This window comes from Microbacterium sp. P2_F9 (genome assembly GCF_056403635.1).
In genome coordinates this window covers 1-24775 of the sequence record NZ_JBFUFC010000038.1, presented here as the reverse complement: position 1 = coordinate 24775, position 24775 = coordinate 1, and the positions used below count along the sequence as shown (strand labels likewise).

Genomic DNA, 24775 nt, shown 5'->3' with positions numbered 1-24775 from the left:
CTTCCCCGGTGAGAGACAATGAGCCCGACMTCAGGTGGACGGACGGCAGATGGGCGAGAACGACACGACGGACGCGACGCTGGTGCGCGCGGCGGCGGATGGCAGCGAGGTTGCCTTCCGGGCGCTGTACCGCGCCTATGTGCGGCCGGTGTACTGGATTGCGCACGGACTCTTGGGCAACGCGTCCGACGCCGAAGACGTGACCCAGGAGACGTTCCTCGTGGCGTGGCGCAAGCTCGCGGGCTTCGAGCTCGCCGGCGACTCGCTGCTGCCCTGGCTCGCCACGATCTGCCGGCTGCAGGCCGCGAATCGGATCCGCCGCCAGCGGCGCGACCGGGAGCGCACCGCGGGCATTGCCGACGAGACGCTTCCGGCGACGGTGGATGTCGAGCAGCAGGTGATCGACGGCCAGCTCGTCGCGCGCATCCTGCGCGAAGTGTYGGGCCTCAGCACACTGGACCGCGAGATCTTCCGGCTCTGCGCCGCTGAGGGCTACGGCTACCAGGCGGCCGCCGAAGAGCTCGGCGTCGCCCACGGGGTCGTGCGCAATCGTCTCTCCCGCATCCGCACGCGCCTGCGGACCTCTGTGAAGGAGAGCACATGAACACCGCATCCGACGACCCTCGGGACGACGGTCCGCAGCTTCCAGAACTGGCGGACGACCGCATCGAGAAGATCGAGGGCACGCTGTTCGCGGCGATCGCGAAGGAGCGCGGTGCCCACCGGACCCGGCGCACCCGGATCTGGATCGCATCCGCCGCAGCCGCCGTCGTGATCGTCGTCGCGGCCGCGATCGCGCCGACGATGTCGACGCTCGTCTCCGGCGGCGCGAGCACCGAGGCCGGTTCCGCGCCCGACGCCCCCGTGGCGTGGGACGGCTCGGGCAATCCCGACCTCGGCATGACAGAAGAGTCCGTGCGGGACTCGGCATCCGGCGCCGCCGACTCCGGCGGAGGCGCGCTCGGGGCGCTCGACTCCGCCGCGCCCGACCGGGAGGTCATCACGACGGCCTCGGCCACCGTGATCGTCGACGATGTCACCGCCGCCGCGCACCAGGTCGCGGATGCGGCCACCGCCCACGACGGCTATGTGGAATCGATGAGCGTCGGGCAGGCCGGTCAGCCGATCCCGGTCGACCCGAAAACGGGGATCGCGTACGACACCTACCCGTCCCCCGATGGGGCGTGGGTGACGATCCGGGTGCCCGCCGATCAGCTCTCCGCCGTCGTGGACGATCTGTCCGAACTCGGCGAGGTCACGGCATCCTCGATCAGCCGACAGGACGTCACGCAGCAGACCGTCGACCTGCGAGCCCGCACCGAAGCCGCGCAGGCGTCCGTCGATCGGCTCACCGAGCTGATGTCGCAGGCGGCGAGCGTCGCGGATCTCATCGCGGTCGAGGCGGCGCTCGCGGAGCGCCAGGCCACCCTCGAGTCGTACCAGCAGCAGCTCGAGTACTTCGAGGGGCAGGTCGCGATGTCGACCCTGACCGTCACGCTCGTGCCGGTCACCGAACCGGTCGAGGCCGACCCGGCCGGATTCACCGACGGACTGATCGCCGGGTGGAACGGCCTCGTAGCGACCCTCAACGGGATCGTGATCGCCTTCGGATTCCTCATCCCGTGGATCGTCGTGGTCGGGCTCGCCGCACTGATCGTCTGGTGGATCGTGCGGGCGATCCGCCGCCGTCGGACGCAGCGGCGCACGCCGGTCGCGCCGGTCGCGACGCCCGACGCGGACTCGGCGCCGCCGACCGGAAGCGACGGGCCGTGAGCGCCGGGGAGCCGGCGCCTGTCGTCAGCTCCCCGCGCGGCGCGCGAAACGGCGCCGGGCATCCTCGTGCGCGTCCCGGAGCAGCTGCTGCACGGCGGCTTCGGTCCGCTCGCCCGGATTGACGACGCACACCCACCCGAACGCGCCGTAGACCGGATGCACGAGGAGGACGTCGGCCTCAGCGAGATCGGTCGATCCGCCTTCGGTCAGGGTGGCGAGCTTCGCCTGACCGACATGGATGTTCACGCGCCAGCGCCCCACACCGTCGAGGTCCGAGGCTTCATCGTCGGGATAGTCCTTCGTCACGATGGTMGCGAACGGCTGGGTGTTCAGCGGCACTTCGCCGTCGGGTGCGTAGTAGAAGAAGAAGTCGCCCCAGGAGATCTCCGGGAAATCGCTCCCGGCATCCGGGGCGAGCACGAGCACCCCATCGAGAGCGCGAACGGCGTGGACGATCTCGTTCAGGTCCATGCTGCGATTCTGCCCGGAAAAAGAAGAAAACCCCCGGGAATCCGGAGGTTTTCATGTTGGTGACCCCAGCGGGATTCGAACCCGCGTTACCGCCGTGAGAGGGCGGCGTACTAGGCCACTATACGATGGGGCCGTTCACGCAACCGTTCGATTATGCCATGCCTGCGGCATCCCGACAAAATCGAGACGACCGCGGGCGACCGCGCTTGCCGCCGGCCCTTCAGGCAGGTTGACTCGAGGCATGCGAGTGACCAAGTTCGAACACGCCGCCCTCACACTCACCGACCAGGGCAGGAAGCTGGTGATCGATCCCGGCTCGTTCACGCTCCCCCTGGCCGACCTGGCCGATGTCGTCGCGGTCGTGATCACGCACGAGCATCCGGACCACTGGACGCCCGACCACCTGGACCGCATCCTCGAGTACGCGCCCGATGTGCCGATCTACGCCCCCGAAGGTGTCGCCGCGGCCGCGGCGGGCTACCACATCACCGTCGTGCACCCCGGCGACACGGTGACCGTCGAGCCCTTCACACTGGAGTTCTTCGGCGGGACGCACAGCGTCATCCACGAATCGATCCCGGTCGTCGACAACGTCGGAGTGCTGGTCGACGGGGACTTCTACTATCCGGGCGACTCGTACGCCGTGCCGGAGGGCGCCCACGTCAAACTGCTGGCCGCACCGGTCGGCGCGCCGTGGCTCAAGATCGGCGAGGCGATGGACTTCGTCCTCGCCGTCGCACCGCGGCAGGCCTTCGCCACGCACGACATGACGCTCTCCGTCATCGGGCGCGGCATGGGCCGGGCGCGTCTGAAGTGGGCGGTCGAGCAGGGCGGCGGCGAGTTCCTCGAGCTCGAGCCCGCCGAGTCGACCGACCTGTAGCGCGCTCGTTCCGACAAGGCGCCAGGAACGACGGATGCCGCGGGCCGGTCGGGCCCGCGGCATCCGTCTGCCGTCATCGAGGCGTCGCCTCGAACTCAGATCACTGTGCGTCGAGGTCGGTCTCGAGCAGCTTCACCAGGTCGTCGAGCGCGGCGTCGGCACCCTCTGCGTCCGACTTGAGTGTGACGACGGTGCCCTTGGATGCGCCGAGTCCCATGAGGGAGAGGATGCTGCCGGCGTTGAGGTCGGCCCCGCCTTCTACCGCGATGGTGATCGGGATCTTCTTCTCCTGCACGGCCGTCACGAACAGCTTGGCGGGGCGGGCGTGCAGCCCGGAGCTGCTGGCGATGGTGGCCTGGCGTTCTGCCATGTGAGTTCTCCTCGGTATCCGATGTCGATCAGGCGGGAACGGCCACCGCGGCGAAGTCGTGCTCGGCGGCCTCGAGCTCCTTGCGTCCCCAGAATCGCTTGAGGGCGACGACAAGGAGCGCAGAGACGACGGTACCGGCCACGAGCGCCACGAGGAAGCCCCAGATCGGGTTGATCGCGAAGAGGACGAAGATGCCGCCGTGCGGTGCGAGCGACTGCACGCCGAACGCCATGCTCAGCGCACCGGTGACGGCACCGCCGACCATCGACGCCGGGATGACGCGCAGCGGGTCGGCCGCCGCGAAGGGGATCGCGCCCTCACTGATGAACGCGGCACCGAGGAGCCATGCGGCCTTGCCGTTCTCGCGCTCGACCGGCGGGAACAGGTTGCGCGCGAGCACCGTCGAGGCCAGTGCCATGGCGAGCGGGGGCACCATGCCGGCGCACATGACGGCGGCCATGATGAGGTACGGCGTGGGGTTCTCCTGCGATCCCGAGGCAAGGCCTGCGACCGCGAAGGCGTAGGCGACCTTGTTGACGGGCCCGCCGAGGTCGAAGCACATCATGAGGCCGAGGACGATGCCGACCACGACGATCCCGGCGGTGCCGGCGAGGTCGTTGAGCCAGACCGTCAGCCACTCCATGAGGGTCGCGATCGGACGGCCGAGGAACAGCACCAGCAGGCCCGAGGCGAAGATCCCCGCGAGCAGCGGAATGATCACGACCGGCATCAGGCCTCGCAGCCAGCGCGGGGCGGGCAGGCTCGCGAGCCACCAGGCCGCCACACCGGCCAGCAGACCGCCGACGATGCCGCCGATGAAGCCCGCGTTCATGATGACTGCGATCGCTCCGGCGACGAAGCCGGGGGCGATGCCCGGCCGGTCGGCGATCGCGAAGGCGATGTAGCCGGCCAGCGCCGAGACGAGGAAGCCCATCGACGTCACACCGATGATGAACGCGACCGAGCCGAGGTACTGGCCGAGCCCGCCCGGGGGAAGATCCCACAGCGCGTTGTCGACGATGACGGTCTTCGCGTCGTCGCCGACCTGGTAGCCGCCGAGGAGGAAGCCCAGGGCGATCAGCAGACCGCCGCCCGCCACGAACGGGATCATGTAGCTCACGCCGGTGAGGAGGATCCGCTGGATGCGCACGCCCCATCCGACGTTGTCGTCCGAGGCCTGCGCCGATGAGGCGGCCGCTGCCGCCGTGACGCGGGTCGCGTTCGGGTTGTTGGCGGCGGCGACGGCCTCCGCGATGAGCTCGTTCGGCTTCTCGATGCCGCGCTTGACCCCCGACCGGACCACGGGCTTGCCGGAGAAGCGCTGCAGCTCGCGCACGTCGACATCCGTCGCGAATATGACGGCGTCGGCGCCGTCGATGACGGACTGCGGAAGAGCCTTGTAGCCGCTCGACCCCTGCGGCTCGACCACCAGGTCGATGCCGCTCTTCTTGCCCGCGGCGGTGAGGGCATCGGCTGCCATGAACGTGTGCGCGATGCCGGTCGCGCATGAGGTGACCGCGACGATGCGCGCCGGACGACCGTCGACAGTGAGGCCCGCGGCGGTTGTGACAGCGGCGGGTGCGGTCGGCGCAGCCACGGGTGCCGGGGCCTCTCCCTCGCCGATCGCGGCATTCACGATCGCGACGACGTCGGCCGGAGTCCGGGCTGCGCGCAGTCCGCCGGTGAAGTCGTCCTGCATGAGGCTGCGGGCGAGCTTCGACAGCACGGCGAGGTGGGCCTCGGCCGCGCCCTCGGGCGCGGCGATGAGGAAGACCAGGTCGGCGGGGCCGTCCGATGCGCCGAAGTCGACGCCGGGCTTCAGCCGGGCGAAGGCGAGGGACGCCTGCGTGACCGCGGCGCTCTTCGCGTGCGGGATGGCGATGCCGCCGGGCAGGCCGGTCTCGTCCTTCTGCTCGCGCGCCCAGGCGTCTTCGAAGAGGGCGTTGGCATCGGTCGCGCGGCCCTGCGCGACGACGCGGGCGGCGAGCGCCTTGATGACGGCCGCCTTGTCAGCGCCGAGCCCGACGTCGAGACTGACGAGCTCTGGGGTGATGGTGGACACAGTGACCTCCTATGGTCGTGGTGCGGATCTCAGGCGAGGGTCGTGATGACGACCTCGCCGGGCGGCAGGTCGTGGGGCGAGGGAGCTTGGGTGCCGGGGAGGGATGCCGCGGCCGCGCCGTAGCGGATCGAGCGGCGCAGCCTCTCCTCGGGCGTCGCGAGGGCGACGTCGGCGAGCAGGTAGCCGGCGAGCGAGCTGTCACCCGCGCCGACCGTGCTGGTGACGCGGATCCGCGGAGGCACCCCGGCCCACGCTCCGTCGGCGGTGACGAGCACGGCGCCCCGCGAGCCGAGGGTGACGAGCGCAGCGCCCACCTGGGCCGGAACCAGCCGGCGCGCGACGGCCAGAACGGCTGCGGCATCCGCCGCTTCGTCGAGTGCCGTGCCGACGAGCTCGGCGAGCTCTTCGTCGTTGGGCTTGATGAGGTCGGGCCGGGCGCGCGCGACGACGGCGGCGAGCGCCGCCCCGGAGGTGTCGACGGCGATGCGGGGCGCCGCGCTCCCCCATCGGGATCGGACGGCGCGGATGAGATCGACGTAGAACCCGTCGGGTGCGCCGGGCGGCAGCGAGCCGGCGAGCACGAGCCATGCCGCTCCATCGGATGCGGCCACGACGGCGTCGATCGTCGCCTGCGCGTCGCTCTCGGACAGTTCGGCACCCGGAAGGTTGAGCTTGGTCGTGATGCCGTTCGGGTCGGTGATGGTGACGTTGGCCCGCACATGACCGTGGATCGGCACGCGCTGCGCCGGCACGCGCGCAGCGCGCAGCGCCGCGTCGAACGGATCGTCGTCCGCGAGCGGAAGCACAGCCAGGGTGTCCACGCCGGCCGCTGCGACCACGCGGGCGACGTTGATGCCCTTGCCGCCGGCATCCTCCCGGGCCGACAGAGCGGACTGCACCTCTCCGGGCACCAGCGCGTCGGCGAGGGTGATCGTCCGGTCGAGCGACGGGTTGGCCGTCAGGGTCACGATCATGCGAGCCACACCTCCACACCGGCGTCGGYGAGCGCGGCCGCCAGTTCGTCGTCGGGCGCGGCATCCGTCACGAGGACGTCGATGTCGGCGAGCTCTGCGAAGCTCACGAGCAGTTCGCGGCCGAGCTTGTCGGAGTCGGCCACGACGACGACCCGGCGGGCCGAGCGCACGATCGCGCGCTTGACCGCCGCCTCGTCGGGGTCGGGGGTGCTCAGCCCGAAGCCGGCCGAGACGCCGTTCGTGCCCACGAAGGCCACATCCGGGCGCAGGCCCTCGATGGCCCGCACAGTGTCGGCGCCTACCGCGGCGGCGGTGAGGGCGCGGACGCGTCCGCCGATGACGGTGAGGGAAGGGTTCGGCACATCGGTCAGCGTGTGCGCCAGGGTCAACGCGTGGGTGACGACCTCAATCGGCGCTGCCGAGAGGCGGGGGGCGAGCTGGGCGGCCACGGCCGCGGTGGTGGTGCCCGCGTCGAGGAAGACCGAGCCGCGGAATGTCTCGGGGATCGCGTCGAGCGCTCGAATGCCGATGGCGGCTTTGGCCGGACCGTGTCGCTCGAGGCGCTGCGGGATGGACGGCTCCGTGGTGCTCGCCCGATCGCGCGGGACGGCGCCGCCGTGGACGCGCCGCAGATTGCCCTGCGCCTCGAGCTGGTCGAGGTCGCGGCGCACCGTCTCGGTGGTCACTGCGAACCGGTGTGCCAGTTCGACGACGCTCACCCGGCCCTCGCCAGCGAGGAGCTGTTCGATCAGCTCTTGCCGCTCCGTTGCGTACATGTGGGATCCTTTCGAGGATTCCCACACATTACAATACAAACCAACACAAAACAAGACTCGATTCGGTGGATCAATCCGCCCTGCGCGCTGCCGACGCCGACCGATAGCGTCGATCCATGGCCGACAAGCCTGGAGCCGAGCTCGTGATCGACGAGGCGCTCGTGCGCGCGCTGGTGACCGCGCAGGCGGGGGCGATTCCGGATGCCGCGACCCTGTCGATCGCGCATGCCGCTGACGGCTGGGACTGCTCGGTCTGGCGCCTCGGCGAGCACTGGGCGGTGCGGCTGCCCCGTCGCGCGATCGCCGCGCCCCTCGTCCTGAACGAGCAGCGGGTGCTGCCCGCCCTCGCCGCGCTGATCGAGCCCACCGGACTGCACGTGCCGGCTCCGGTCGTGCGCGGTGCGGCGGGGGCAGGCTACCCCTGGGCATGGTCTGTCGTGCCCTGGATCGAGGGGTCGCGCGGCATCGAGGTTCCGCGCGCCGAGCGCACGGGGTGGGCCGAGCCCATCGCCGCCGCCCTCGCGGTGCTCCATGTCCCGGCACCCGCCGACTTTCCGGTGAACCCGTTCCGGGGCCTGCCCCTCGTCGAGCGGACTGCGGCGGTCCAGGAGCGCCTCGCGCACCTGCATGCCGCCGGTGCCCTGAGCGACGCGGAGGCGGATGCCGCGGCATCCGTCTGGGCGGACGGTCTCTCCGCCGCACCCTGGGATGGACCTCCGGTGTGGATCCACGGCGATCTGCACCCGGGGAACCTCATCGCACAGGGACCCCGGCTGACCGGGATCATCGACTTCGGCGACGTGACCGCTGGCGACCCGGCCTACGATCTCGCCTTGGCGTGGCTCGCCTTCGACCGGGTCGGCCGGGATCGGTTCACCTCCGCCTCGGCGACGGCGACGACCCCGAGTCGGGAACCGGCGACATGGGTCCGGGCGCGGGCCTGGGCGATGGCGGTCGCACTCATGCTGCTGATGCACAGCGACGACAATCCGCCGTATGCCGCGCTCGGCCGGGAAGCGTTCGTCGAGGTCATCGACGGCTGACCGCCGATGTCAGCGAGCCGGCAGAGCCCGCAGCGCCTCATCCTCGGCAAGCCGCGCGACATAGACGTTGAGCATGTCTCCCTCCCACACGAAGCGCAGGAACGAGCCGACCGGAATCGGCGGGTCGAGACTCTCCGGCGGGAAGGTGGCGTTCTCGGTGACGAAGTCGACCATGGCAGGCAGCGGCCGGTGGGCGCACGACGCGCGATAGATCTGCGCCTGCATCGACAGCAGGACGCAGTCCCACTCGGACCCGTCCGTCGTCGTCCACAGATTGAGCCGGCCGAGAGTGCCGCGGTAGATGAGCGGCGCATCCGGGATGCCCCAGACCTGGCGCATCGACTCGGAGAGATCGGGCTTCCCCACCGTCGACGGCAGCGTTCGGGCCGGCAGGCTCACCTCCGGGTTCGGCCGCGAGAACTCGCCCACGACGAGTGCGATGACGGCGACGAGCGCGACAGCCCCGGCGACCACGGCGATGAGCCACGGCATCCGTTTCCGCGCCGTGTGGAGCAGGCGGGTGYTGCCGACCTCGCTCGGCGCCTCGGTCGCACTCGATGGAGCGACGGATTCGGCCGGCGGAGCCGCCGGATCCGCCGCGACTGCGGCCGGCGCCTCGATGGAAGGCGCCGTGCGGGCGGGGATCACCTCCTCCGAAGCGGTCTCCACTGGGCCGGAGAACTCGTGGGTGGAGCGCGTCTCGCGCTCGAGAGCCTCGAGTTCGTGCAGTCGCGCCTGCGCCTCCGGATCGGTCGCGATGTCGGCATGCGGACCGTAGGCGCGACGACGGAGTTCGGCGAGTTCGTCGACCCCGGTGTCCCGCTCGGTGGGCATGCCCCCATTATGCGCGTCCGGCCGGATCCGGCATCAGACGGCATCTGCCCGATGCCGCCGCGGTTGTGGCGCTCGCGCACCGCCGCCCGGCAGTGCCCGTCCTCGCCCGGCTCGTTCGGCTCAGGAGGCGACGATGTCCTGCTGCACCCCGTCGTCGCGCGCGGCCACCCTGGCCCGGTTCTCCTCGCGGCGGTCGACGAACTTGGTCGCCTGGGCGTCGAGCCCCTGGAGGAATGCCGCCAGCTGCTCGCGGGCCTGCTCGCCCTCCGGTCCGAAGTCGGTGCGGTCCAGGACGCGCCAGTGCCGCAGCACCGGCATGATCACGTCGTCATAGTGGAGGCGCAGGTCGTAGATCCCGGCCTTTGCGATCATCATCGAGCTGCGCCGGAAGCCCGCCATCGTGGCGCCGGGCATCTCGAAGCCGATGACCTCCTTGGCGATCGCCTGCATCGTCGCGTCGGGCGCGATCTCCAGCGCCGCGGAGACGATGTTGCGGTAGAAGATCATGTGGAGGTTCTCGTCCTTGGAGATCCGGGCGAGCATCCGGTCCGCGATCGGGTCTCCGGTGACCTTGCCGGTGTTGCGGTGGGACACCCGCGTCGCGAGCTCCTGGAAGGACACGTAGGTCACTGCCTCGAGCACGGACTTTTCGCCGGAGTCGTAGCCCGAGGTCATGTAGTCCATCCGGGCCCGCTCGAGCTCGACCGGGTCGACGCCGCGGGTGACGACGAGGTAGTCGCGCATCGCGATGCCGTGCCGGTTCTCCTCCGCGGTCCAGCGGCCGACCCAAGTGCCCCACGCGCCGTCGCGGCCGAAGCGGGTCGCGATCTCGCGATGGTAGGACGGCAGGTTGTCCTCGGTGAGCAGGTTGGTGAACATCGCGGCCTTGGCCGTCTCGGATAGCTGCGACTGCTCGGGCGCCCAGTCCTCGCCGCCGAGGAGCGCGAAGTCGCGGCCCTGGCTCCACGGGATGTAGTCGTGGGGATGCCACTCCTGCGCCATCGAGAGGTGGCGGTCGAGGTTCTCGGCCACCACCGGCTCGAGGTCCTCGAGGAGGTTGGTCGGCGTGCTGGTCATGGTTGCTCCCTCGGTCGCACTGGCCTCGTGATCGAGGCTACCTGCACCTGGGCCGGGTGCGCCCGGGAGCCGCGCCACCGCCTACTTCTTCAACGGGGAAGGTCGTGCTCGCGGCCGGACCCTCGTCCTTGCTGCTGACCGCCGAGAGGGACCACATCGTTCCCGCAGTCTGGGCGGCGTGGACCGCCGCCTGGATTATGACGTGATCGATCACCTCCCCCAGGTCCTAGCGGGAGTTGCCCATTCCGTTGAACCGCGAGCTATGCATGTTGAGCGCAGCGTCGCTGTTGGGCTCACGCATGGCATTCCTGCGGGCAGCCTGCTGCTCCGCGTGAGTCACGGGCCGACCAAAGAAGATCCGCTTCACCCTGCTCCAGACCCCGCGTCTCTTCATCATGACCCCCTGGCCTGAGCATAAGGGTCTGCTGCACGAGTGGGGTCAACGGCCGAGGGCGGCCTTTCGGCGTCGACGGTGGCAGGTCTGCTCGATCCAGGTCACGATCGCGATCCGCAGCGGCTCGCTGGTCGTCGAAGGAGCGAGGCCCGTCGGGGCCGGAACGCAAAAAACCCCGCGCATGCCCGCGCGGGGATATTTGCGGATTTCACTGCTGGGGTACCTGGACTCGAACCAAGAACAAAGGTACCAGAAACCTCCGTGTTGCCAATTACACCATACCCCAAGGCGTTCGACCGGAGTCGTGCCGAAGATCAAGTCTAGACGACGGCGGGCCTTCGATCAAACCGAGCGCGTCATCCGCGCCGATCCACCAGCGCGCCGAGGCGCCTGACCGACTCGGCCTTGCCGAGCAGTTCCATCGACTCGAACAGCGGCGGCGAGATGCGCCGGCCGCTCAGCGCGACGCGCAGCGGACCGTAGGCGACCCGCGGCTTCAGGCCGAGCCCCTCGATGAGGGCGCGGGCCAGCGCGTCCTGGATCGCCGCGGCGGTGAACTCCGACTCGGGCACGACCTGGAGCGCCCCGACCGAGGCGACGAGCACCTCGCCAGCGTTGGCGGGAAGGGTGCCCAGAGCGTCCTCGTCGTACGTCACGTCCTCGCGGAACAGGAACCCGAGCAGCCCGGGCACCTCGCTGAGCAGCTGCACGCGCTCCTGCACGAGCGGAGCGGATGCCTCGATCAGCGCCTGCTGCGCCGGTGTCGGGGTCTCCTCGACCAGACCGGCTCCGTGCAGGCAGCGGACGATGCGCGCGGCGAAATCCGCGGGCTCCAGCATCCGGATGTGGTCCCCGTTGATCGACTCGGCCTTCTTCTGGTCGAAGCGTGCCGGGTTCGGGTTGACGTCGACGATGTCGAAGGCCGCGACCAGCTCGTCGAGCGAGAAGACGTCGCGGTCGGGGCCGATCGACCAGCCGAGCAGCGACAGGTAGTTGAGCAGACCCTCGTGGATGAAGCCCTTCTCGCGCTGCAGGAAGAGGTCCGCCTGGGGGTCGCGCTTGGAGAGCTTCTTGGTGCCCACCTCGCCGAGGACGAGCGGCATGTGCGCGAAGCGCGGGATGAACGTCGTCACGCCGGCCTCGACCAGGGCGCTGTACAGCGCGAGCTGGCGCGCGGTCGACGGCATGAGGTCTTCGCCGCGGATGACGTGGGTGATCCCCATGAGGGCGTCGTCGACCGGGTTGACGAAGGGGTACAGCGGCACGCCGCCCGCGCGCACGAGCACGAAGTCGGGGAACGAGCCGGCCGGGAAGGTGACCTCGCCGCGGATCAGGTCGACGTAGGTGAGGTCGTGGTCGGGGACTTTGAGCCGCCACGCGGGCTCGCGGCCCTCGGCGCGGAACGCGGCCTTCTGCTCGTCGGTGAGGTCACGGTCGAAGTTGTCGTACCCGAGCTGCTTCGCGCGGCCGTTGGCCTCGTTGCGGGCGTCGATCTCCGCGGCCGTCGAGTAGCTCTCATAGACCGCGTCCGCGGCGATCAGCTTGTCGAGCACCTCGCGGTAGAGGTCGTGACGCTGCGACTGCCGGTATGGCGCGTGCGGTCCGCCGACCTCGACGCCCTCGTCCCAGTCGATCTTCAGCCAACGCAGCGCGTCGAGCAGCTGGTGGTAGCTCTCCTCGCTGTCGCGTGCGGAGTCGGTGTCCTCGATGCGGAACACGAGCTTGCCGCCGTTGTGGCGCGCGTAGGCCCAGTTGAACAGCACCGTGCGGATCAGTCCGACGTGCGGCAGACCCGTCGGTGAGGGGCAGAAGCGCACGCGCACATCGGCGCCGGTCGCAGCGGTCGTGCGGGAATCGGGTGAAGAAGGCATCGCGGTCCAGTCTACGTGGGGGACGCGGGCGCCTCCTGGGAGGGGTTGCTGAGCTTGTACCCGGTCGCTGAGCCTGTCGAAGCGTCCGCGGCCCTTCGACAAGCTCAGGGACCGCGATGGCGTGTGAGGAGCCCCGCGATCGCGGTGAGGGTGGCGCGGATGGCGGGCACGCGCTCCGCGCCGTGCGCGGTGACGACGTGGATGGTCCGCGCCTCCGCAGGCGGCAGCGGCAGCGTGATCACCCCGGGAAGCTGAGGGAATGATGCGACGGCCATGCGCGGCAGCGTCGCCACGCCGATCCCCTGCGCGACGAGTCCCTCGACGGCCACGAAGTTGTCGGTCTCGAACGCGATGTCCGGCTCGAACCCGGCGCGCGCACACAGCTCGAGCAGGTGCCCACGGCAGCGGGGGCATCCTGCGATCCACCTCTCCCCTGACAGCACTGACACGTCGACGCCGTCGCCGCCCGCTGCCGGGTGCCCCACCGGGAGCACGGCGAGCAGGTCGTCGGTGCCCACCTCGCGCACCGAGAGGCCACGCGCGCTCGGGCCATGCGGGTCGTCGCGATCGCCGGGATAGCTGAAGGTCAGGGCGATGTCGGCACGGTCCTCGCGCACGGCCTGCACGGCCTCGGGCGGCTCGGCTTCGATGTACGTGACGCTGACACCGGGGTSATGGGCGGCGAGCTCCGCGAGGAGGCGCGGCACGACCGTCGGCGACGCCGACGGGAATCCGACGAGGCGAACCCGCCCTGAGCGGAGACCGCGCAGCTCGGCGAGTTCGCCGGCCGCGGCATCCAGCGCCGTGGTCACCGCCGGTGCGTGCCGCGCGAGGATCCGACCGGCCTCGGTGAGGCGCACCGATCTGCCGACCCGTTCGATGAGCGCCACGCCCAGGCTGCGCTCGAGGCGCTTGAGCTGCTGGCTGATGGCGGGCTGGCTGTAGCCGAGCGCGGCCGCGGCCGCGGTGATCGACCCTTCGTCGGCGATGGCCTTCACCACGCGCAACGACTGCACGTCGAACTCGAGATCGGGGTCGAACGCATCGCTCATAGCGCTATCATAAGCATTCGGCATGAATTCCATTCGATACCTGTTCTAGACGTGCGGTATCGCACCGGGCGACCATGGATACATGCCCACCCTCGCCGCTCGCTCGACCCTCGCGTCCGCACGCGACGAGTTCGCCGGCGGCCGCGGCTACCTCGCCGCCTGCACCGTCGGACTCCCGACGCGGTCCAGCCGGGCAGCGCTCATCGCCGACCTCGATGCCGCGTTCGGCGGTCGCCCTGACCCGGCCGGCTACTCGGGGGCGGTTGAGCGCACCCGCGCCCACTTCGCCGCGCTCGTCGGCGTCGACGCCGGCCGCGTCGCCATCGGATCCCAGGCCTCGGTCGCCGCCGCGCTCATCGCGGCCTCGCTGCCGGAGGGTTCCGAGGTGCTCCTCCCCGAGTGCGAGTTCTCGTCGATCGTCCTCCCCTTCGTCCACGCAGGACGCGACCTGCGGGTGCGCGCGGTCCCCCTGGAGGCGCTGGCCGAGTCGATCAGCCCCGAGACGGCGCTCGTCGCGTTCTCGATCGTGCAGTCGGCCACGGGTGCGGTGGCGGATGCTGCGGCCATCGTCGGGGCTGCGCGTCGAGCGGGCGCTCGCACGCTGTGCGACGCGACCCAGGCGGTCGGATGGCTGCCGGTCGCGGCATCCGATTTCGATGCCCTGATCTGCCACGCCTACAAGTGGCTCTGCGCCCCGCGCGGCGTGTCCTTCCTCACGGTGTCGGAGCGGCTCGCCGCCGAGATGCCTCCCCTGTTCGCGGGCTGGTACGCCGGCGACGACCCGTGGACGTCGTGCTACGGCCACGACGTGGACCTCGCGTCGAATGCCCGACGGTTCGATGTCTCGCCGGCGTGGCAGGCGTTCGTCGGCGCCGAGCCTGCCCTCGCGCTGTTCGCATCGCTCGACCCGCACGAGCTGCACGATCACGCGGCGGGACTCGGTGCGTCGTTCCGGGAGCGGATGGGGCTGGCCGCGCCGCAGCGCGCGAGTGCGATCGTGACGTGGGCCGACCCTGACGGCTGCGACCTGGCCAGGCTCACGACGGCCGGGATAATCGCCTCCGGCAGAGCGGGACGCGCCCGCGTCGCCTTCCACGTCTTCAATGACGACGAAGACGTCGAACTCGCTCTGGCGGCGCTCGGTCGCTGACCCGCGACGACAGGCTCAGTCGGCCAAGGCCGCCGCCGGCGGCGGCTGTTCGGCGCGGGGGCGGCGACCGAACGGCGCCAGCGCGACCGTGGCGACCACGGCGACGCTGACGACGAGGGCGAGTCCGCCGTAGCCGATCCACGAGAGGATCATGCCCGCCAGGATCGCACCGATCGCAGCGACGAGGCTCATCGTCAGGTCGCTCAGGCCCTGACGCCTGGTGCGCTGACCTTCGGCGGATGCTTCGGTCAAGAGGGTGGAGCCGGCGACCGTGGTCGCGCTCCACCCGAGACCCAGCAGCACGAGCGCCACGGTGACGAAGGTCGTCGAGTCCTGCCCGAAAGATGCCGTGACGAGCGCAGCGACCAGGAGCGCCTGCCCGATCAGGATGGTCGCGACCCGACCGAGCTTGTCGGCCAGGATGCCGAAGACCGGCGACAGCGCGAACATCCCCGCCACGTGCAGGCTGATCGTGAGGCCGATCACGGTGAGAGACGCGCCATGATGCAGCAGGTGGACCGGGGTCATCGCCATGATCGACACCATGACCCCGTGCGCGGCCGCGACCGCGAAGATCGCGTAGCGCGCGACCGTCGGCTGGTCGGGCTTGGCGATCCTCGTCGCTGCTCCCGGCGTCGCCGCGTGCTTCGTCACCCGCTGTGCGAGCACCAGGGGGTCTGGACGCAGCCAGATCAGGTACAGGGCGACACCCAGCAGCTGAGCAGCGATCGTGAACAGAAACGGCCCTGTCAACGGCGGCATCCCCACCGCGTGGCCGAGCGCCTCGCCTGGCCCCGTCAGATTCGGGCCGAGCACGGCGCCGATCGTCGTGGCCCAGACCACGAGCGAGAGGTCGCGGCCCCGCGTGGCGTCGGTCGCGAGGTCGGCGGCGGCGAACCTCGTCTGCAGGTTCGCGGCCTGCGCTGCCCCCACGAGACCGAACGCGACGAGAAGGAGCGGGAACGAGCCGACCCCGGCGGCGAGGATGACGAGCAGGACACCCACCAGCGCCCCCGCCATCCCGCCCGCGAGCGCCGGGCGGCGTCCTCTGCGCCGTGCGAACGCTGCGAGCGGGACCGCGAAAGCCGCGGTGCCGAAGGTGATGGCGGCCGTGGCGAGCCCCGCGAAGGCTTCGTCGCCGGATACCTCGGCAGCAAGCACGGTGCCGAGCGAAATGGACGCGCCGAACGCCAGACCACCCAGCACCTGCCCGACCGAGAGCACCCACACCGTCCGCCGCTGGACCCCGGCGATCGCCTCCGGCGCCAGGGATGCGGCATCCGCGGTGTCAGTCATGACACCACCTCGTCAGGCGTCCCTGGCGGTGTTGCGCAGGATGCCGAGGCCGGTGATCTCGACCTCGATCACGTCGCCCGCGACGAACGGGCCGACGCCTGCGGGCGTGCCGGTGAGGATGACGTCGCCGGGAAGCAGGGTGAAGGCCGCCGAGGCGTAGGCGATGATGTCGGCGACCGAGTGGATCATGTCGCTGATCGGGCCGTCCTGCTTCACCTCGCCGTTCTGGCGCGTGACGATACGGGCGTCGTCGAAGGCGAACTCCGTCTCGATGGCGGGTCCGAGCGGGCAGAAGGTGTCGAAGCCCTTGGCGCGGGCCCACTGACCGTCGGTCTTCTGCAGATCGCGCGCCGTGATGTCGTTCGCGATCGTGTAGCCGAACACGTAGTCGAGGGCGGAGGCGGCCGGCACGTTCTTGGCGACACGACCGATCACCGCGGCGAGCTCGCCCTCGAAGCTCGTGAAGGTCGACTGGGTCGGGCGCACGATCGTGTCACCGGGGCCGATGACCGAGGTGTTYGGCTTGAAGAAGAGCATCGGCTCCACCGGGACCTCATTGCCCAGCTCAGCCGCGTGCTCGCGATAGTTGCGGCCGACGCACACGATCTTCGAGCGCGGGATGACGGGAGCCAGCAGCGCGATGTCCGCGAGCGGCACGCGCTCCCCCGTCGTCTCGTAGCCGGCGAACATCGGGTCGCCCTCGAGCACGACCATCTCACCGCCGTCCACGATCCCGAATCTGATGACATCGTTGTGGCTGAACCGGGCGATCTTCACCGGATCAGCCTAGCGAGCCCCGTCACCCGGTCGTTGAGCGGCGGAGCGAGACGAAACGCCACCACAACGAAGAAAGCCCCGCCGAAGCGGGGCTTTCCGAATCGAGCGGTCAGCTGGAGGGCGTGCCGCCGAAGTTCTTGAAGCGCTGGTTGAACTTCTCGACGCGACCGGCCGAGTCCATGATGCGCTGCTTGCCCGTGTAGAACGGGTGCGAAGCGGACGAGATCTCGATGTCGATGACGGGGTACTCCACACCGTCGAGCTCGATCGTCTTGTCGCTGGTCCTCGTCGAACGGGTGAGGAAGGTCTCGCCGGAGCCGAGGTCGCGGAACACGATGGCCCGGTAGTCGGGGTGGATGTCAGTCTTCATGTTGATCCTCTGAGGGTGATGCACTGGATTTTGCCAGCGCGGTCAAAGTCTGCGGTGCGAGCGCACCAAGGATCCATCCTACCAGCCTCAACACGACGATGTGGAATCGTGCGCCGGCCTGCGCCGGAAGCTCGGGAAGCGCTCAGGAAGCGGGCCTCGTGGCGCGCGCCGCGTAGCGGCCGTCCTCGACCGTGAGTGCGATGGGCATTCCGAACGTCTCGGTGAGATTCTCCGCCGTGAGGGTCTCCGCGATCGGCCCCGCAGCGACCACGCCGCCGTCGCGCAGGAGGAGAACGTGGGTGAACCCGATCGGGATCTCCTCGACGTGGTGGGTCACCATCACCATCGCCGGCGTCGACGGCGCCTGGGCGTACCCGCCGAGCAGGATCAGCAGCTCTTCACGAGCCCCGAGATCGAGGCTCGCGGTGGGCTCGTCGAGGAGCAGCAGCTCCGGGTCGGTCATGACCGCACGCGCGATCTGCACCCGCTTCTGCTCGCCATCCGACAGGGTGCCGAATGTGCGATCCGCGAGCTCATCGAGCTTCCACTCCGCGAGGACGCGCAGAGCGCGGCGCTCGTCGATGTCCTCGTAGTCCTCGTTCCAGCGACCGAGCACGGAGAACGCCGCGGTGAGCACGACGTCGAGCACGGTCTCCTCGGCGGGAACGCGTTTGGCCATCGCCGACGAGGCGAAGCCGATCCGCGGGCGCAGTTCGAAGACATCCGTTCGTCCCAGACGCTCGCCCAGGATGGACACCGTGCCGGACGTGGGGTGCAGCAGCGTGTCGGCCAACTGCAGCACAGTGGTCTTGCCTGCGCCGTTCGGTCCGAGGATCACCCAGCGCTGGTCATCGGACACCGACCAGTCCAGGTGATCGACGATGTCCCTGGCATTTCTGCGAACGACGACATCGGAGAATTCGAGCACCTGCGGCATGCGGCCCAGCCTATCGGCCCGCGCCGCTCACCTCTGCGTACAGCGCCGCGGTCGTCGCGGCGATTGCGCCCCAGCTGAACTCGTTCGCCGCCCGCGCCCGGCCGGCGGCGCCGTAGGCCTTCGCCTTCTCGGGATCGCTCACGACCTCGGTGAGCACCCGCGCGAGATCGTCGACGAACCGGTCTGGGTCGATCGGGGTGCCGGTGCCGTCCTGCATCTGCTCGATCGGGACGAGCCGGCCCGTCACGCCGTCATCGACGACCTCGGGGATCCCCCCGGTCGCGGTGCCGACCACGGCCGCGCCGCAGGCCATCGCCTCGAGGTTCACGATGCCGAGCGGCTCGTACACGGAGGGGCACACGAAGGTCGTCGCCGACCCGAGGATCGCGCAGAGCTCGCGTCGGGAGAGGAGACGATCGAGCCAGACCACGCCGTCCCGCGTCTCCTGAAGGCCCCTGACGAGTCCCTCGACCTCGGCAAGGATCTGCGGGGTGTCGGGAGCGCCGGCGCACAGCACGAGCTGCACCTCCGGCGGCAGCTGCTCGGCGGCGCGAAGGAGATAGGGCAGCCCCTTCTGCCGCGTGATGCGGCCCACGAAGACCACCGACGGCCTCGCCGGGTCGATGCCCAACTCCGCCAGCAGGGCGACATCGTCGACGGGCTGCCAGGCGTCGACGTCGATGCCGTTGTAGATGACCCGCACCTTGGCGGGGTCGAGCGACGGGTAGCTGCGCAGGATGTCGGCGCGCATGCCCTCGCTCACCGCGACGATCGCCGCGGCACCTTCGTACGCGGTCTTCTCGATGTAGCTCGAGACGGCATAGCCGCCTCCGAGCTGCTCGGCCTTCCACGGCCGGAGCGGCTCAAGACTGTGCGCCGTGACGATGTGCGGGATGCCGTGCAGCAGCGACGCGAGATGTCCGGCGAAGTTTGCGTACCAGGTGTGGCTGTGGACGACGTCGGCGCCGGCGACATCCGTCACGATCGCCAGATCCGTGCCGAGGGTCTGGATCGCACCATTCGCGGAGCCCAGTTCCGCCGGCACACGGTACGCGGTGGTGTCGGCTTCGTCGCGCGGTGCGCCGAACGCTCGCACCTGCACTTCGATGCTCTCGCGGAGCGCTTTCACGAGCTCTGTCGCATGGACCCCGGCGCCCCCGTAGATCTCCGGCGGATATTCCTTGGTGATGATGTCGACGCGCATGATCGAACGCTAGTACACGGCCGTAGACACCAATAGTGTGGTGCCATGCCAGCACAGCCGAAGGTCTTCGGAATCATCCTCGCGGGCGGTGAGGGCAAGCGGCTCATGCCGCTCACTGCTGATCGCGCCAAGCCAGCAGTGCCGTTCGGCGGGCAGTACCGGCTCATCGACTTCGCGATCTCGAATCTCCTCAATTCGGGGTTGCGGCAGCTCGTCGTGCTGACCCAGTACAAGTCGCACAGCCTCGACCGGCACATCTCGCAGACGTGGCGGATGTCGGCTCTGCTCGACTCGTACGTCGCCTCGGTGCCCGCGCAGCAGCGCCTGGGCAAGCGGTGGTTCTCCGGCTCGGCGGATGCGATCCTGCAGAGCCTGAATCTCATCAACGACGAGAAGCCCGACATCGTGATCGTCATCGGCGCCGATCACGTCTACCGGATGGACTTCCGGCAGATGCTCGACGCGCACCTGGCTTCCGGCGCGCAGGCGACGGTCGCCGGCATCCGTCAGCCGATCGCGCTCGCCAATCAATTCGGCGTGATCGACCTGGCCGACGACCAGACGCGCATCCGCGAGTTCCTCGAGAAGCCGCAGAAGCCCACCGGCCTGGTGGACTCCCCCGGCGAAGTGCTGGCCTCGATGGGCAATTACATCTTCAACGCGCAGGCGCTCATCGACGCGGTCGAGAGCGACGGCGAACTGTCGACCTCGAACCACGACATGGGCGGCGACATCATCCCCTACTTCGTCGAACGCGGCGAAGCCGGCGTGTACGACATGAAGCGCAACGACGTGCCCGGCTCGACCRATCGCGACCGCGATTACTGGCGCGACGTGGGCACGATCGATTCCTTCTTCGACGCGCACCAGGACCTGATCTCCACGCTGCCCGTGTTCAATCTCTACAACATGGAGTGGCCGATCCATTCGCAGACGGTCAACTCGCCGCCGGCGAAGTTCGTGCGCGACTCGGTGGGGCGCATGGGCAACGCGATCGACTCGATCGTCTCGCTCGGCTCGGTCCTTTCCGGAACGCATCTGGAGCRCAGCGTGGTGGGTCCGTGGACCCTCGCCGGCGGCGGATCGACCATCACCGACTCGGTGCTCTTCGATCACGTGAACGTCGGAGCCGGCGCCCGCGTGCATCGGGCGATCCTCGACAAGAACGTCATCCTCGCCCCGGGCGCGACGGTCGGCGTCGACCGCGAGAAGGATCTGGCGCGCGGCTTCACTGTCACCGACAGCGGTCTCACGGTCGTCGGCAAGAACATCATCGTCGAGCGCTGACCCGCGCACGGGCGGTGCTGCGCGCGCCGCTACGGTGGACTGGTGCCCGCGACATCCGCCCGCTTCCTGATCGTCCTCGACGCAGACTCGACCCTCATCCGCAATGAGGTCATCGAGCTCATCGCCGACGAGGCGGGGCGCGGGCCCGAGGTGACGGCCGCGACCGAGGCTGCGATGCGCGGAGAGGTGGACTTCGCCACGAGTCYGCGCTCGCGGGTCCGCGCACTCGAAGGGGTGCCCGTCTCGGCGTTCGCCCACGTGCTGGCGCGCATCGAGCCCACGCCTGGAGTGCGGGAGCTGATCAGCGCCGCGCATGCCCGCGGCGGGCGCGTCGGAGTCGTCTCCGGCGGCTTCCACGAGATCCTCGACACCGTGGCCCCCGACCTCGGCGTCGATCTGTGGCGCGCGAATCGGCTGACCGTCCGCGATGGTGCGCTCACCGGGACGGTGGATGGCGAGATCGTGGATGCCGAGGGCAAAGCGCGCGCGCTGCGGTCATGGGCCGACGAGGCCGGCGTGCCGCTCTCGGCGACGATCGCGATCGGCGACGGCGCGAACGATCTGCGGATGATGGCGGTTGCCGGTCTCGGCGTGGCCTTCAACGCCAAGCCCGCGGTACGGAATCAGGCGGACCTCGTGGTGGGCCCGATCGATCTGCGCGAGATCATCCCCCTGCTGCCCTGAGTACGATCAGTCCCCTGCCGGATGTCGCACACCCCGAGTAGCTTCTCGGGCATGGACATCATTCTGATCCCTGGACTCTGGCTCGATTCGTCGTCGTGGGACGACGTGACTCCCGCTCTGGACCGTGCGGGGCATACCGTCCACGCCCTGACCATGCCGGGAGTCGGCGTGGCGGCGGCGGAGTCCTCGGAGATCGGCATCGCCGACTGGGTCGACGCGGTCGTGGCGGAGATCGATGCCGTCGACGGGCAGGTCGTGGTCGTCGGCCATAGCGGCGGGGGCAACGTCGCGTGGGGCGCTGCCGACGCGCGGCCCGACCGCGTCGCTCGCGTGGTCTTCGTCGACACGGTGCCGCCGCCCGATGGCCAGGGCATCTCGGAGTTCGAGGTCGTCGACGGCGTCATCCCGTTCCCCGGCTGGGACTCGTTCGACGAACCAGAGATCTGGGACCTCAGCGAGCCGGTGCGCGCCGAGGCGGCCGCTCGGGCGCTGTCGGTGCCGGTGAAGGTTCCCACCGATCCGATCCGACTCGTCGATGAACGACGACACCAGGTGCCGGTGACGCTCCTGTCCGGCGGGCAGACCGAAGCGGAGTTCCGCGCGACGATCACACAGTGGGGGCCGTGGGCGGACGAGTTCAACGCCATCGCCGACGCCGAGGTGATCAAGCTCGACACCGGGCACTGGCCGCAGTTCTCCCAGCCGAACGCCCTGGCTCAGGCCATCGTCGCCGCTGTCGCACGCTGACCCACTTCGAGGCCCTTCGACGGGGCTCAGGGACCGGCCCTTCGACGGGCTCAGGAACCGGGGAGCAGACTGCCCGCCGACATGGTCAGTGGCCCATGCCGAGGCCGCCGTCGACGGGAATGACCGCGCCTGAGATGTACGCCGCGTCGTCGGACGCCAGCCAGGCCACGACGCCGGCCACCTCGTCGGGAGTCGCGAAGCGACCCACCGGGATGTTGCGCTTGTACTCTGCCTGGGTGTCTTCGGGAAGCGCCGCGGTCATGTCGGTCTCGATGAAGCCGGGCGCGACGACGTTCGCGGTGATCCCACGGCCGCCGAGCTCGCGCGTCAGCGAACGGGCGAAGCCGACGAGGCCGGCCTTCGACGAGGCGTAGTTGATCTGCCCGGGCGAGCCGTAGAGGCCGACCACACTCGAGATCAGGATGACGCGTCCCCAGCGCGCGCGCAGCATGCCCTTGGAGGCGCGCTTGACGACGCGGAAGGCGCCACCGAGGTTCGTCGACACCACGCTGTCGAAGTCATCCTCGGACATGCGCAGCAGGAGGGTGTCCTTCGTGATGCCCGCGTTGGCCACGACGACCTCGACCGGGCCGAGAGCCGCCTCCACCTCGGTGAACGCGGCATCGACGGATGCGGCATCCGTCACGTCCGCACGGACGGTGAGCGCACCCTCTGGACCTTCACCGGACCTCGCCGTCACGGCGACCCGCCAGCCTGCTGCGACGAAGCGCTCGGCGATGGCGCGGCCGATGCCGCGGTTGCCTCCGGTGATGAGGACGACACGATCAGTGGACATGAGCACTCCCGGAGGCTGGCTGTGAGGGACGCTCCAGCCTATCGGCGAGGCGTTTGACACACCGCGCGCCCGCTGTAACGCTGGGACCACCCGACGAAAGGCCTGACATGAGCGATCCGAACCCCGACGGCACGCCCGTCGCTCCCACCCCTCCGGCAGAACCGGCCGCAGCCCCCGCTGCGCCCGCATACGAGGCCCCCGTCGCTCCCCCTGCGCCGCCCGCCGGCGGCTACCCGACCTACCCCCCGGCGTACGGCGCGCCTGCCGCACCGGCCGCGGACGCCTACCCCGGCTACCCCGCTCCCACCTACGGCGCTCCGGCGTACGGCGCACCCGCGTACGGGACCGCCCCCGCGCCCGCCTACGGCGCGTATGCCGCACCGAAGACGAACGTCCTCGCGATCGTGTCGCTGGTCGCGGCTCTCGTCGGGATCTTCATCATCCCCTTCATCGGTTCCGTCGTCGCGGTCATCACGGGACACATGTCGCTCAGCCAGATCAAGCGCACCGGCGAGAACGGCCGGGGCATGGGACTCGCCGGCACCATCGTCGGCTATGTCGGAATCGGCCTGTCGATCATCGGATTCATCATCCTGATCGCCTGGATCAGCTGGTTCACCACCAACGCACCGGCGATGTACCTCCGCTCGTAGCCGGCACCTCGTTTTGCCCGCCCGCACGGACCGAGGGGGCGGCGGCGCGGCGTACCCTGGATTCATAGTGAAGAGTCCGACCGGCCCCCAGTCCGCGACGTCGCTGCCTCCGGCACCGCGTGACGCCGTGGGCGCACGCTCGACGCGATATCTCCTCATGATGGGCGTCCGGGTCGTCTGCTTCATCCTCATGGTCGTCATCACGCCCTACGGCTGGTACACCTGGGTGCTCGGGGCCGGAGCGGTCTTCATCCCCTACATCGCGGTCGTGCTGGCCAACGTCGGCGCCGACGATCGACGTCCCGAGCCGGAGAACCMGGAGCGTGCGCTGCCCGCCGCGCCGACGGTCCACCCCGCGCCTGGCGACACCGGGGTCATCCGCATCGCCGAGGCCCACCCGCTCGACTCGGGGCCACAGAGCCCCTCGCCTGCGGATCCGCCGGCATGAACGACGAGATCCAGACCGCGGTGTGCTCGCGGGCCGGTTGCCGCGCCGCCGCGCGGTGGCGCATCGAGTGGCGCAACCCGCGCATCCACGCAGAGGACCGCCGCAAGACCTGGGTCGCCTGCGACGAGCACCGCGACTATCTCCGGGACTTCCTTTCGACCCGGGACTTCCCGGTCGAGGTGACCCCGCTCGCACAGGTGGGAGAACCCGCATGAGCCGCCGCGACGCCCCGGCCGCGGTGCGATGGACGGCGTACGTCGGCGTGGCGATCGTGTTCGCGATCGCGTGCGCGTTCCTGTCGAACTGGCAGTTCACCCGCAACGCGCAGCGGGGCGAGCAGCTCGCCCTCATCGCCGCCAACTACGACGCCGAGCCCGTCCCGCTAGCCGAGGTCATCGCGCCGGGCGCCGACCTCGCCCCGGGCGACGAGTGGCGGCCCGTCACCCTGACCGGAACCTATCTGCAGGACGACCAGATCCTGGCCCGCAACCGCGTGCACGGCGGCACCGCGGCATTCGAGGTCCTGGTGCCTTTCCGGCTCGACGACGGCACCGTGCTGCTCGTCGACCGCGGCTGGGTGCCGCCGGGTGAGTCGCAGCCCGAACCCGACGCCGTGCCGGCGCCACCGGAGGGCGAGGTCACCGTCGTGGTGCGCCTGCGCCCGGGTGAGCAGCTCCCTCGTTCGGGCCGGACCGCGCCCGCAGGTCAGGTCCCGACCATTCACCTCGCCATGATCGCAGGCCTCATCGAGCCGGCCGACGCCTCGGAGCTCGAGCTGAGCGCCTACGGAATGATGGCCAGCGAGTCGCCCGCACCGGCAACGCGACCGACGGCTGTGGAGTCCCCGTC

27 protein-coding genes and 2 tRNA genes are annotated in these 24775 nt (G+C 70.0%); 12 read left to right on the top strand and 17 right to left on the bottom strand.

What is annotated here, in order from left to right; genetic code table 11:
• The first annotated feature begins 49 nt into the window (after positions 1-49).
• Together AC1DVT_RS06365 and AC1DVT_RS06360 are read left to right on the top strand one after the other, a co-directional pair.
• Entirely contained in the window at positions 50-604 is a 555-nt protein-coding gene (locus AC1DVT_RS06365; RefSeq protein ID WP_477387470.1) for an RNA polymerase sigma factor, read from the top strand.
• Positions 601-1773 carry a DUF4349 domain-containing protein gene (locus AC1DVT_RS06360; protein WP_477387468.1) on the top strand — a complete coding sequence of 391 codons (1173 nt, stop codon included), beginning with the start codon at positions 601-603 and terminating at the stop codon, positions 1771-1773. The genes AC1DVT_RS06365 and AC1DVT_RS06360 overlap by 4 nt, the downstream gene beginning before the upstream one ends.
• A 24-nt stretch (positions 1774-1797) precedes the next feature.
• Here AC1DVT_RS06360 and AC1DVT_RS06355 read toward each other — a convergent pair whose 3' ends face one another.
• Positions 1798-2244: a DUF6194 family protein gene (locus AC1DVT_RS06355; protein WP_477387466.1), complete on the bottom strand. Its 447-nt coding sequence runs from the start codon at positions 2242-2244 to the stop codon at positions 1798-1800.
• A gap of 57 nt (positions 2245-2301) precedes the next feature.
• Positions 2302-2377 (bottom strand) — tRNA-Glu (locus tag AC1DVT_RS06350).
• Between the two features lie 108 nt (positions 2378-2485).
• On the opposite strand from AC1DVT_RS06350, the gene AC1DVT_RS06345 reads away from it, so the two are divergent.
• On the top strand, positions 2486-3124 hold the full coding sequence (locus tag AC1DVT_RS06345; RefSeq protein ID WP_477387464.1) for an MBL fold metallo-hydrolase: 639 nt from the start codon (positions 2486-2488) through the stop codon (positions 3122-3124).
• Between the two features lie 100 nt (positions 3125-3224).
• On the opposite strand, the gene AC1DVT_RS06340 is transcribed toward AC1DVT_RS06345, so the two are convergent.
• Genes AC1DVT_RS06340 through AC1DVT_RS06325 form a run of 4 tightly spaced genes read right to left on the bottom strand, consistent with a single transcriptional unit; the run spans position 3225 to position 7306 of the window.
• Positions 3225-3494, bottom strand: coding sequence for an HPr family phosphocarrier protein (locus AC1DVT_RS06340; protein WP_457098352.1), 270 nt, complete (start codon positions 3492-3494; stop codon positions 3225-3227).
• Between the two features lie 28 nt (positions 3495-3522).
• Positions 3523-5556, bottom strand: coding sequence for a PTS fructose transporter subunit IIABC (locus AC1DVT_RS06335; protein WP_477387462.1), 2034 nt, complete (start codon positions 5554-5556; stop codon positions 3523-3525).
• Positions 5557-5585: 29 nt separating this feature from the next.
• Positions 5586-6530, bottom strand: coding sequence for a 1-phosphofructokinase (gene pfkB / locus AC1DVT_RS06330; RefSeq protein WP_477387460.1), 945 nt, complete (start codon positions 6528-6530; stop codon positions 5586-5588).
• Positions 6527-7306 carry a DeoR/GlpR family DNA-binding transcription regulator gene (locus AC1DVT_RS06325; protein ID WP_477387458.1) on the bottom strand — a complete coding sequence of 260 codons (780 nt, stop codon included), beginning with the start codon at positions 7304-7306 and terminating at the stop codon, positions 6527-6529. Before AC1DVT_RS06325 ends, pfkB begins: the two co-directional genes overlap by 4 nt.
• A gap of 116 nt (positions 7307-7422) precedes the next feature.
• Between AC1DVT_RS06325 and AC1DVT_RS06320 the strand changes: the two genes are divergently transcribed.
• A complete protein-coding gene (locus AC1DVT_RS06320) occupies positions 7423-8349 on the top strand; it encodes an aminoglycoside phosphotransferase family protein (RefSeq protein ID WP_477387456.1) in 927 nt (308 codons plus the stop codon).
• 9 nt (positions 8350-8358) lie between these two features.
• Here AC1DVT_RS06320 and AC1DVT_RS06315 read toward each other — a convergent pair whose 3' ends face one another.
• The 5 genes from AC1DVT_RS06315 to AC1DVT_RS06295 form a co-directional block, all read right to left on the bottom strand.
• A complete protein-coding gene (locus AC1DVT_RS06315; protein WP_477387454.1) occupies positions 8359-9183 on the bottom strand; it encodes a hypothetical protein in 825 nt (274 codons plus the stop codon).
• A 120-nt stretch (positions 9184-9303) separates the two neighbouring features.
• A complete protein-coding gene (locus AC1DVT_RS06310) occupies positions 9304-10260 on the bottom strand; it encodes an acyl-ACP desaturase (RefSeq protein WP_457098346.1) in 957 nt (318 codons plus the stop codon).
• A gap of 608 nt (positions 10261-10868) precedes the next feature.
• Positions 10869-10940 (bottom strand) — tRNA-Gln (locus AC1DVT_RS06305).
• A 70-nt stretch (positions 10941-11010) separates the two neighbouring features.
• Positions 11011-12525 (bottom strand): glutamate--tRNA ligase, encoded by a 1515-nt coding sequence (gene gltX, locus AC1DVT_RS06300; RefSeq protein WP_477387452.1) that lies wholly within the window; start codon positions 12523-12525, stop codon positions 11011-11013.
• A 104-nt stretch (positions 12526-12629) separates the two neighbouring features.
• Positions 12630-13577, bottom strand: coding sequence for a LysR family transcriptional regulator (locus AC1DVT_RS06295; RefSeq protein WP_477387450.1), 948 nt, complete (start codon positions 13575-13577; stop codon positions 12630-12632).
• An 82-nt stretch (positions 13578-13659) separates the two neighbouring features.
• On the opposite strand from AC1DVT_RS06295, the gene AC1DVT_RS06290 reads away from it, so the two are divergent.
• Positions 13660-14727 (top strand): aminotransferase class V-fold PLP-dependent enzyme, encoded by a 1068-nt coding sequence (locus tag AC1DVT_RS06290; protein WP_477387448.1) that lies wholly within the window; start codon positions 13660-13662, stop codon positions 14725-14727.
• A gap of 15 nt (positions 14728-14742) precedes the next feature.
• On the opposite strand, the gene AC1DVT_RS06285 is transcribed toward AC1DVT_RS06290, so the two are convergent.
• From AC1DVT_RS06285 to glgA, 5 genes are all read right to left on the bottom strand, one after another.
• Positions 14743-16023: an MFS transporter gene (locus AC1DVT_RS06285; protein WP_477387446.1), complete on the bottom strand. Its 1281-nt coding sequence runs from the start codon at positions 16021-16023 to the stop codon at positions 14743-14745.
• Between the two features lie 12 nt (positions 16024-16035).
• Positions 16036-16800 (bottom strand): fumarylacetoacetate hydrolase family protein, encoded by a 765-nt coding sequence (locus tag AC1DVT_RS06280; RefSeq protein ID WP_457098341.1) that lies wholly within the window; start codon positions 16798-16800, stop codon positions 16036-16038.
• A 109-nt stretch (positions 16801-16909) separates the two neighbouring features.
• Positions 16910-17170 carry a type B 50S ribosomal protein L31 gene (locus AC1DVT_RS06275; RefSeq protein ID WP_457098340.1) on the bottom strand — a complete coding sequence of 87 codons (261 nt, stop codon included), beginning with the start codon at positions 17168-17170 and terminating at the stop codon, positions 16910-16912.
• A gap of 142 nt (positions 17171-17312) precedes the next feature.
• Complete coding sequence (locus tag AC1DVT_RS06270; protein ID WP_477387444.1) at positions 17313-18107, bottom strand: ABC transporter ATP-binding protein; 795 nt, start codon at positions 18105-18107, stop codon at positions 17313-17315.
• A 10-nt stretch (positions 18108-18117) separates the two neighbouring features.
• Positions 18118-19311 carry a glycogen synthase gene (gene glgA, locus AC1DVT_RS06265; RefSeq protein ID WP_477387442.1) on the bottom strand — a complete coding sequence of 398 codons (1194 nt, stop codon included), beginning with the start codon at positions 19309-19311 and terminating at the stop codon, positions 18118-18120.
• A gap of 45 nt (positions 19312-19356) precedes the next feature.
• On the opposite strand from glgA, the gene AC1DVT_RS06260 reads away from it, so the two are divergent.
• From AC1DVT_RS06260 to AC1DVT_RS06250, 3 genes are read left to right on the top strand one after another with little or no spacing between them, the layout of a single operon-like run.
• Positions 19357-20598 (top strand): glucose-1-phosphate adenylyltransferase, encoded by a 1242-nt coding sequence (locus AC1DVT_RS06260; RefSeq protein WP_477387440.1) that lies wholly within the window; start codon positions 19357-19359, stop codon positions 20596-20598.
• Between the two features lie 42 nt (positions 20599-20640).
• Positions 20641-21282 carry a phosphoserine phosphatase SerB gene (serB, locus tag AC1DVT_RS06255; RefSeq protein ID WP_477387438.1) on the top strand — a complete coding sequence of 214 codons (642 nt, stop codon included), beginning with the start codon at positions 20641-20643 and terminating at the stop codon, positions 21280-21282.
• Between the two features lie 51 nt (positions 21283-21333).
• Entirely contained in the window at positions 21334-22029 is a 696-nt protein-coding gene (locus AC1DVT_RS06250) for an alpha/beta fold hydrolase (RefSeq protein ID WP_477387436.1), read from the top strand.
• Positions 22030-22114: 85 nt separating this feature from the next.
• On the opposite strand, the gene AC1DVT_RS06245 is transcribed toward AC1DVT_RS06250, so the two are convergent.
• Complete coding sequence (locus tag AC1DVT_RS06245; protein ID WP_457098334.1) at positions 22115-22825, bottom strand: beta-ketoacyl-ACP reductase; 711 nt, start codon at positions 22823-22825, stop codon at positions 22115-22117.
• Between the two features lie 107 nt (positions 22826-22932).
• On the opposite strand from AC1DVT_RS06245, the gene AC1DVT_RS06240 reads away from it, so the two are divergent.
• The 4 genes from AC1DVT_RS06240 to AC1DVT_RS06225 all read left to right on the top strand — a co-directional run.
• Complete coding sequence (locus AC1DVT_RS06240) at positions 22933-23478, top strand: DUF4190 domain-containing protein (RefSeq protein ID WP_477387434.1); 546 nt, start codon at positions 22933-22935, stop codon at positions 23476-23478.
• A 67-nt stretch (positions 23479-23545) separates the two neighbouring features.
• On the top strand, positions 23546-23926 hold the full coding sequence (locus AC1DVT_RS06235) for a DUF3099 domain-containing protein (RefSeq protein WP_477387432.1): 381 nt from the start codon (positions 23546-23548) through the stop codon (positions 23924-23926).
• Positions 23923-24141, top strand: a complete 219-nt coding sequence (locus AC1DVT_RS06230; protein WP_477387431.1) for a hypothetical protein — start codon at positions 23923-23925, stop codon at positions 24139-24141. Before AC1DVT_RS06235 ends, AC1DVT_RS06230 begins: the two co-directional genes overlap by 4 nt.
• Positions 24138-24775, top strand: a 638-nt coding sequence (locus AC1DVT_RS06225) for an SURF1 family cytochrome oxidase biogenesis protein (protein ID WP_477387429.1), incomplete at its 3' end; no start/stop codon positions are given. The genes AC1DVT_RS06230 and AC1DVT_RS06225, both read left to right, overlap by 4 nt.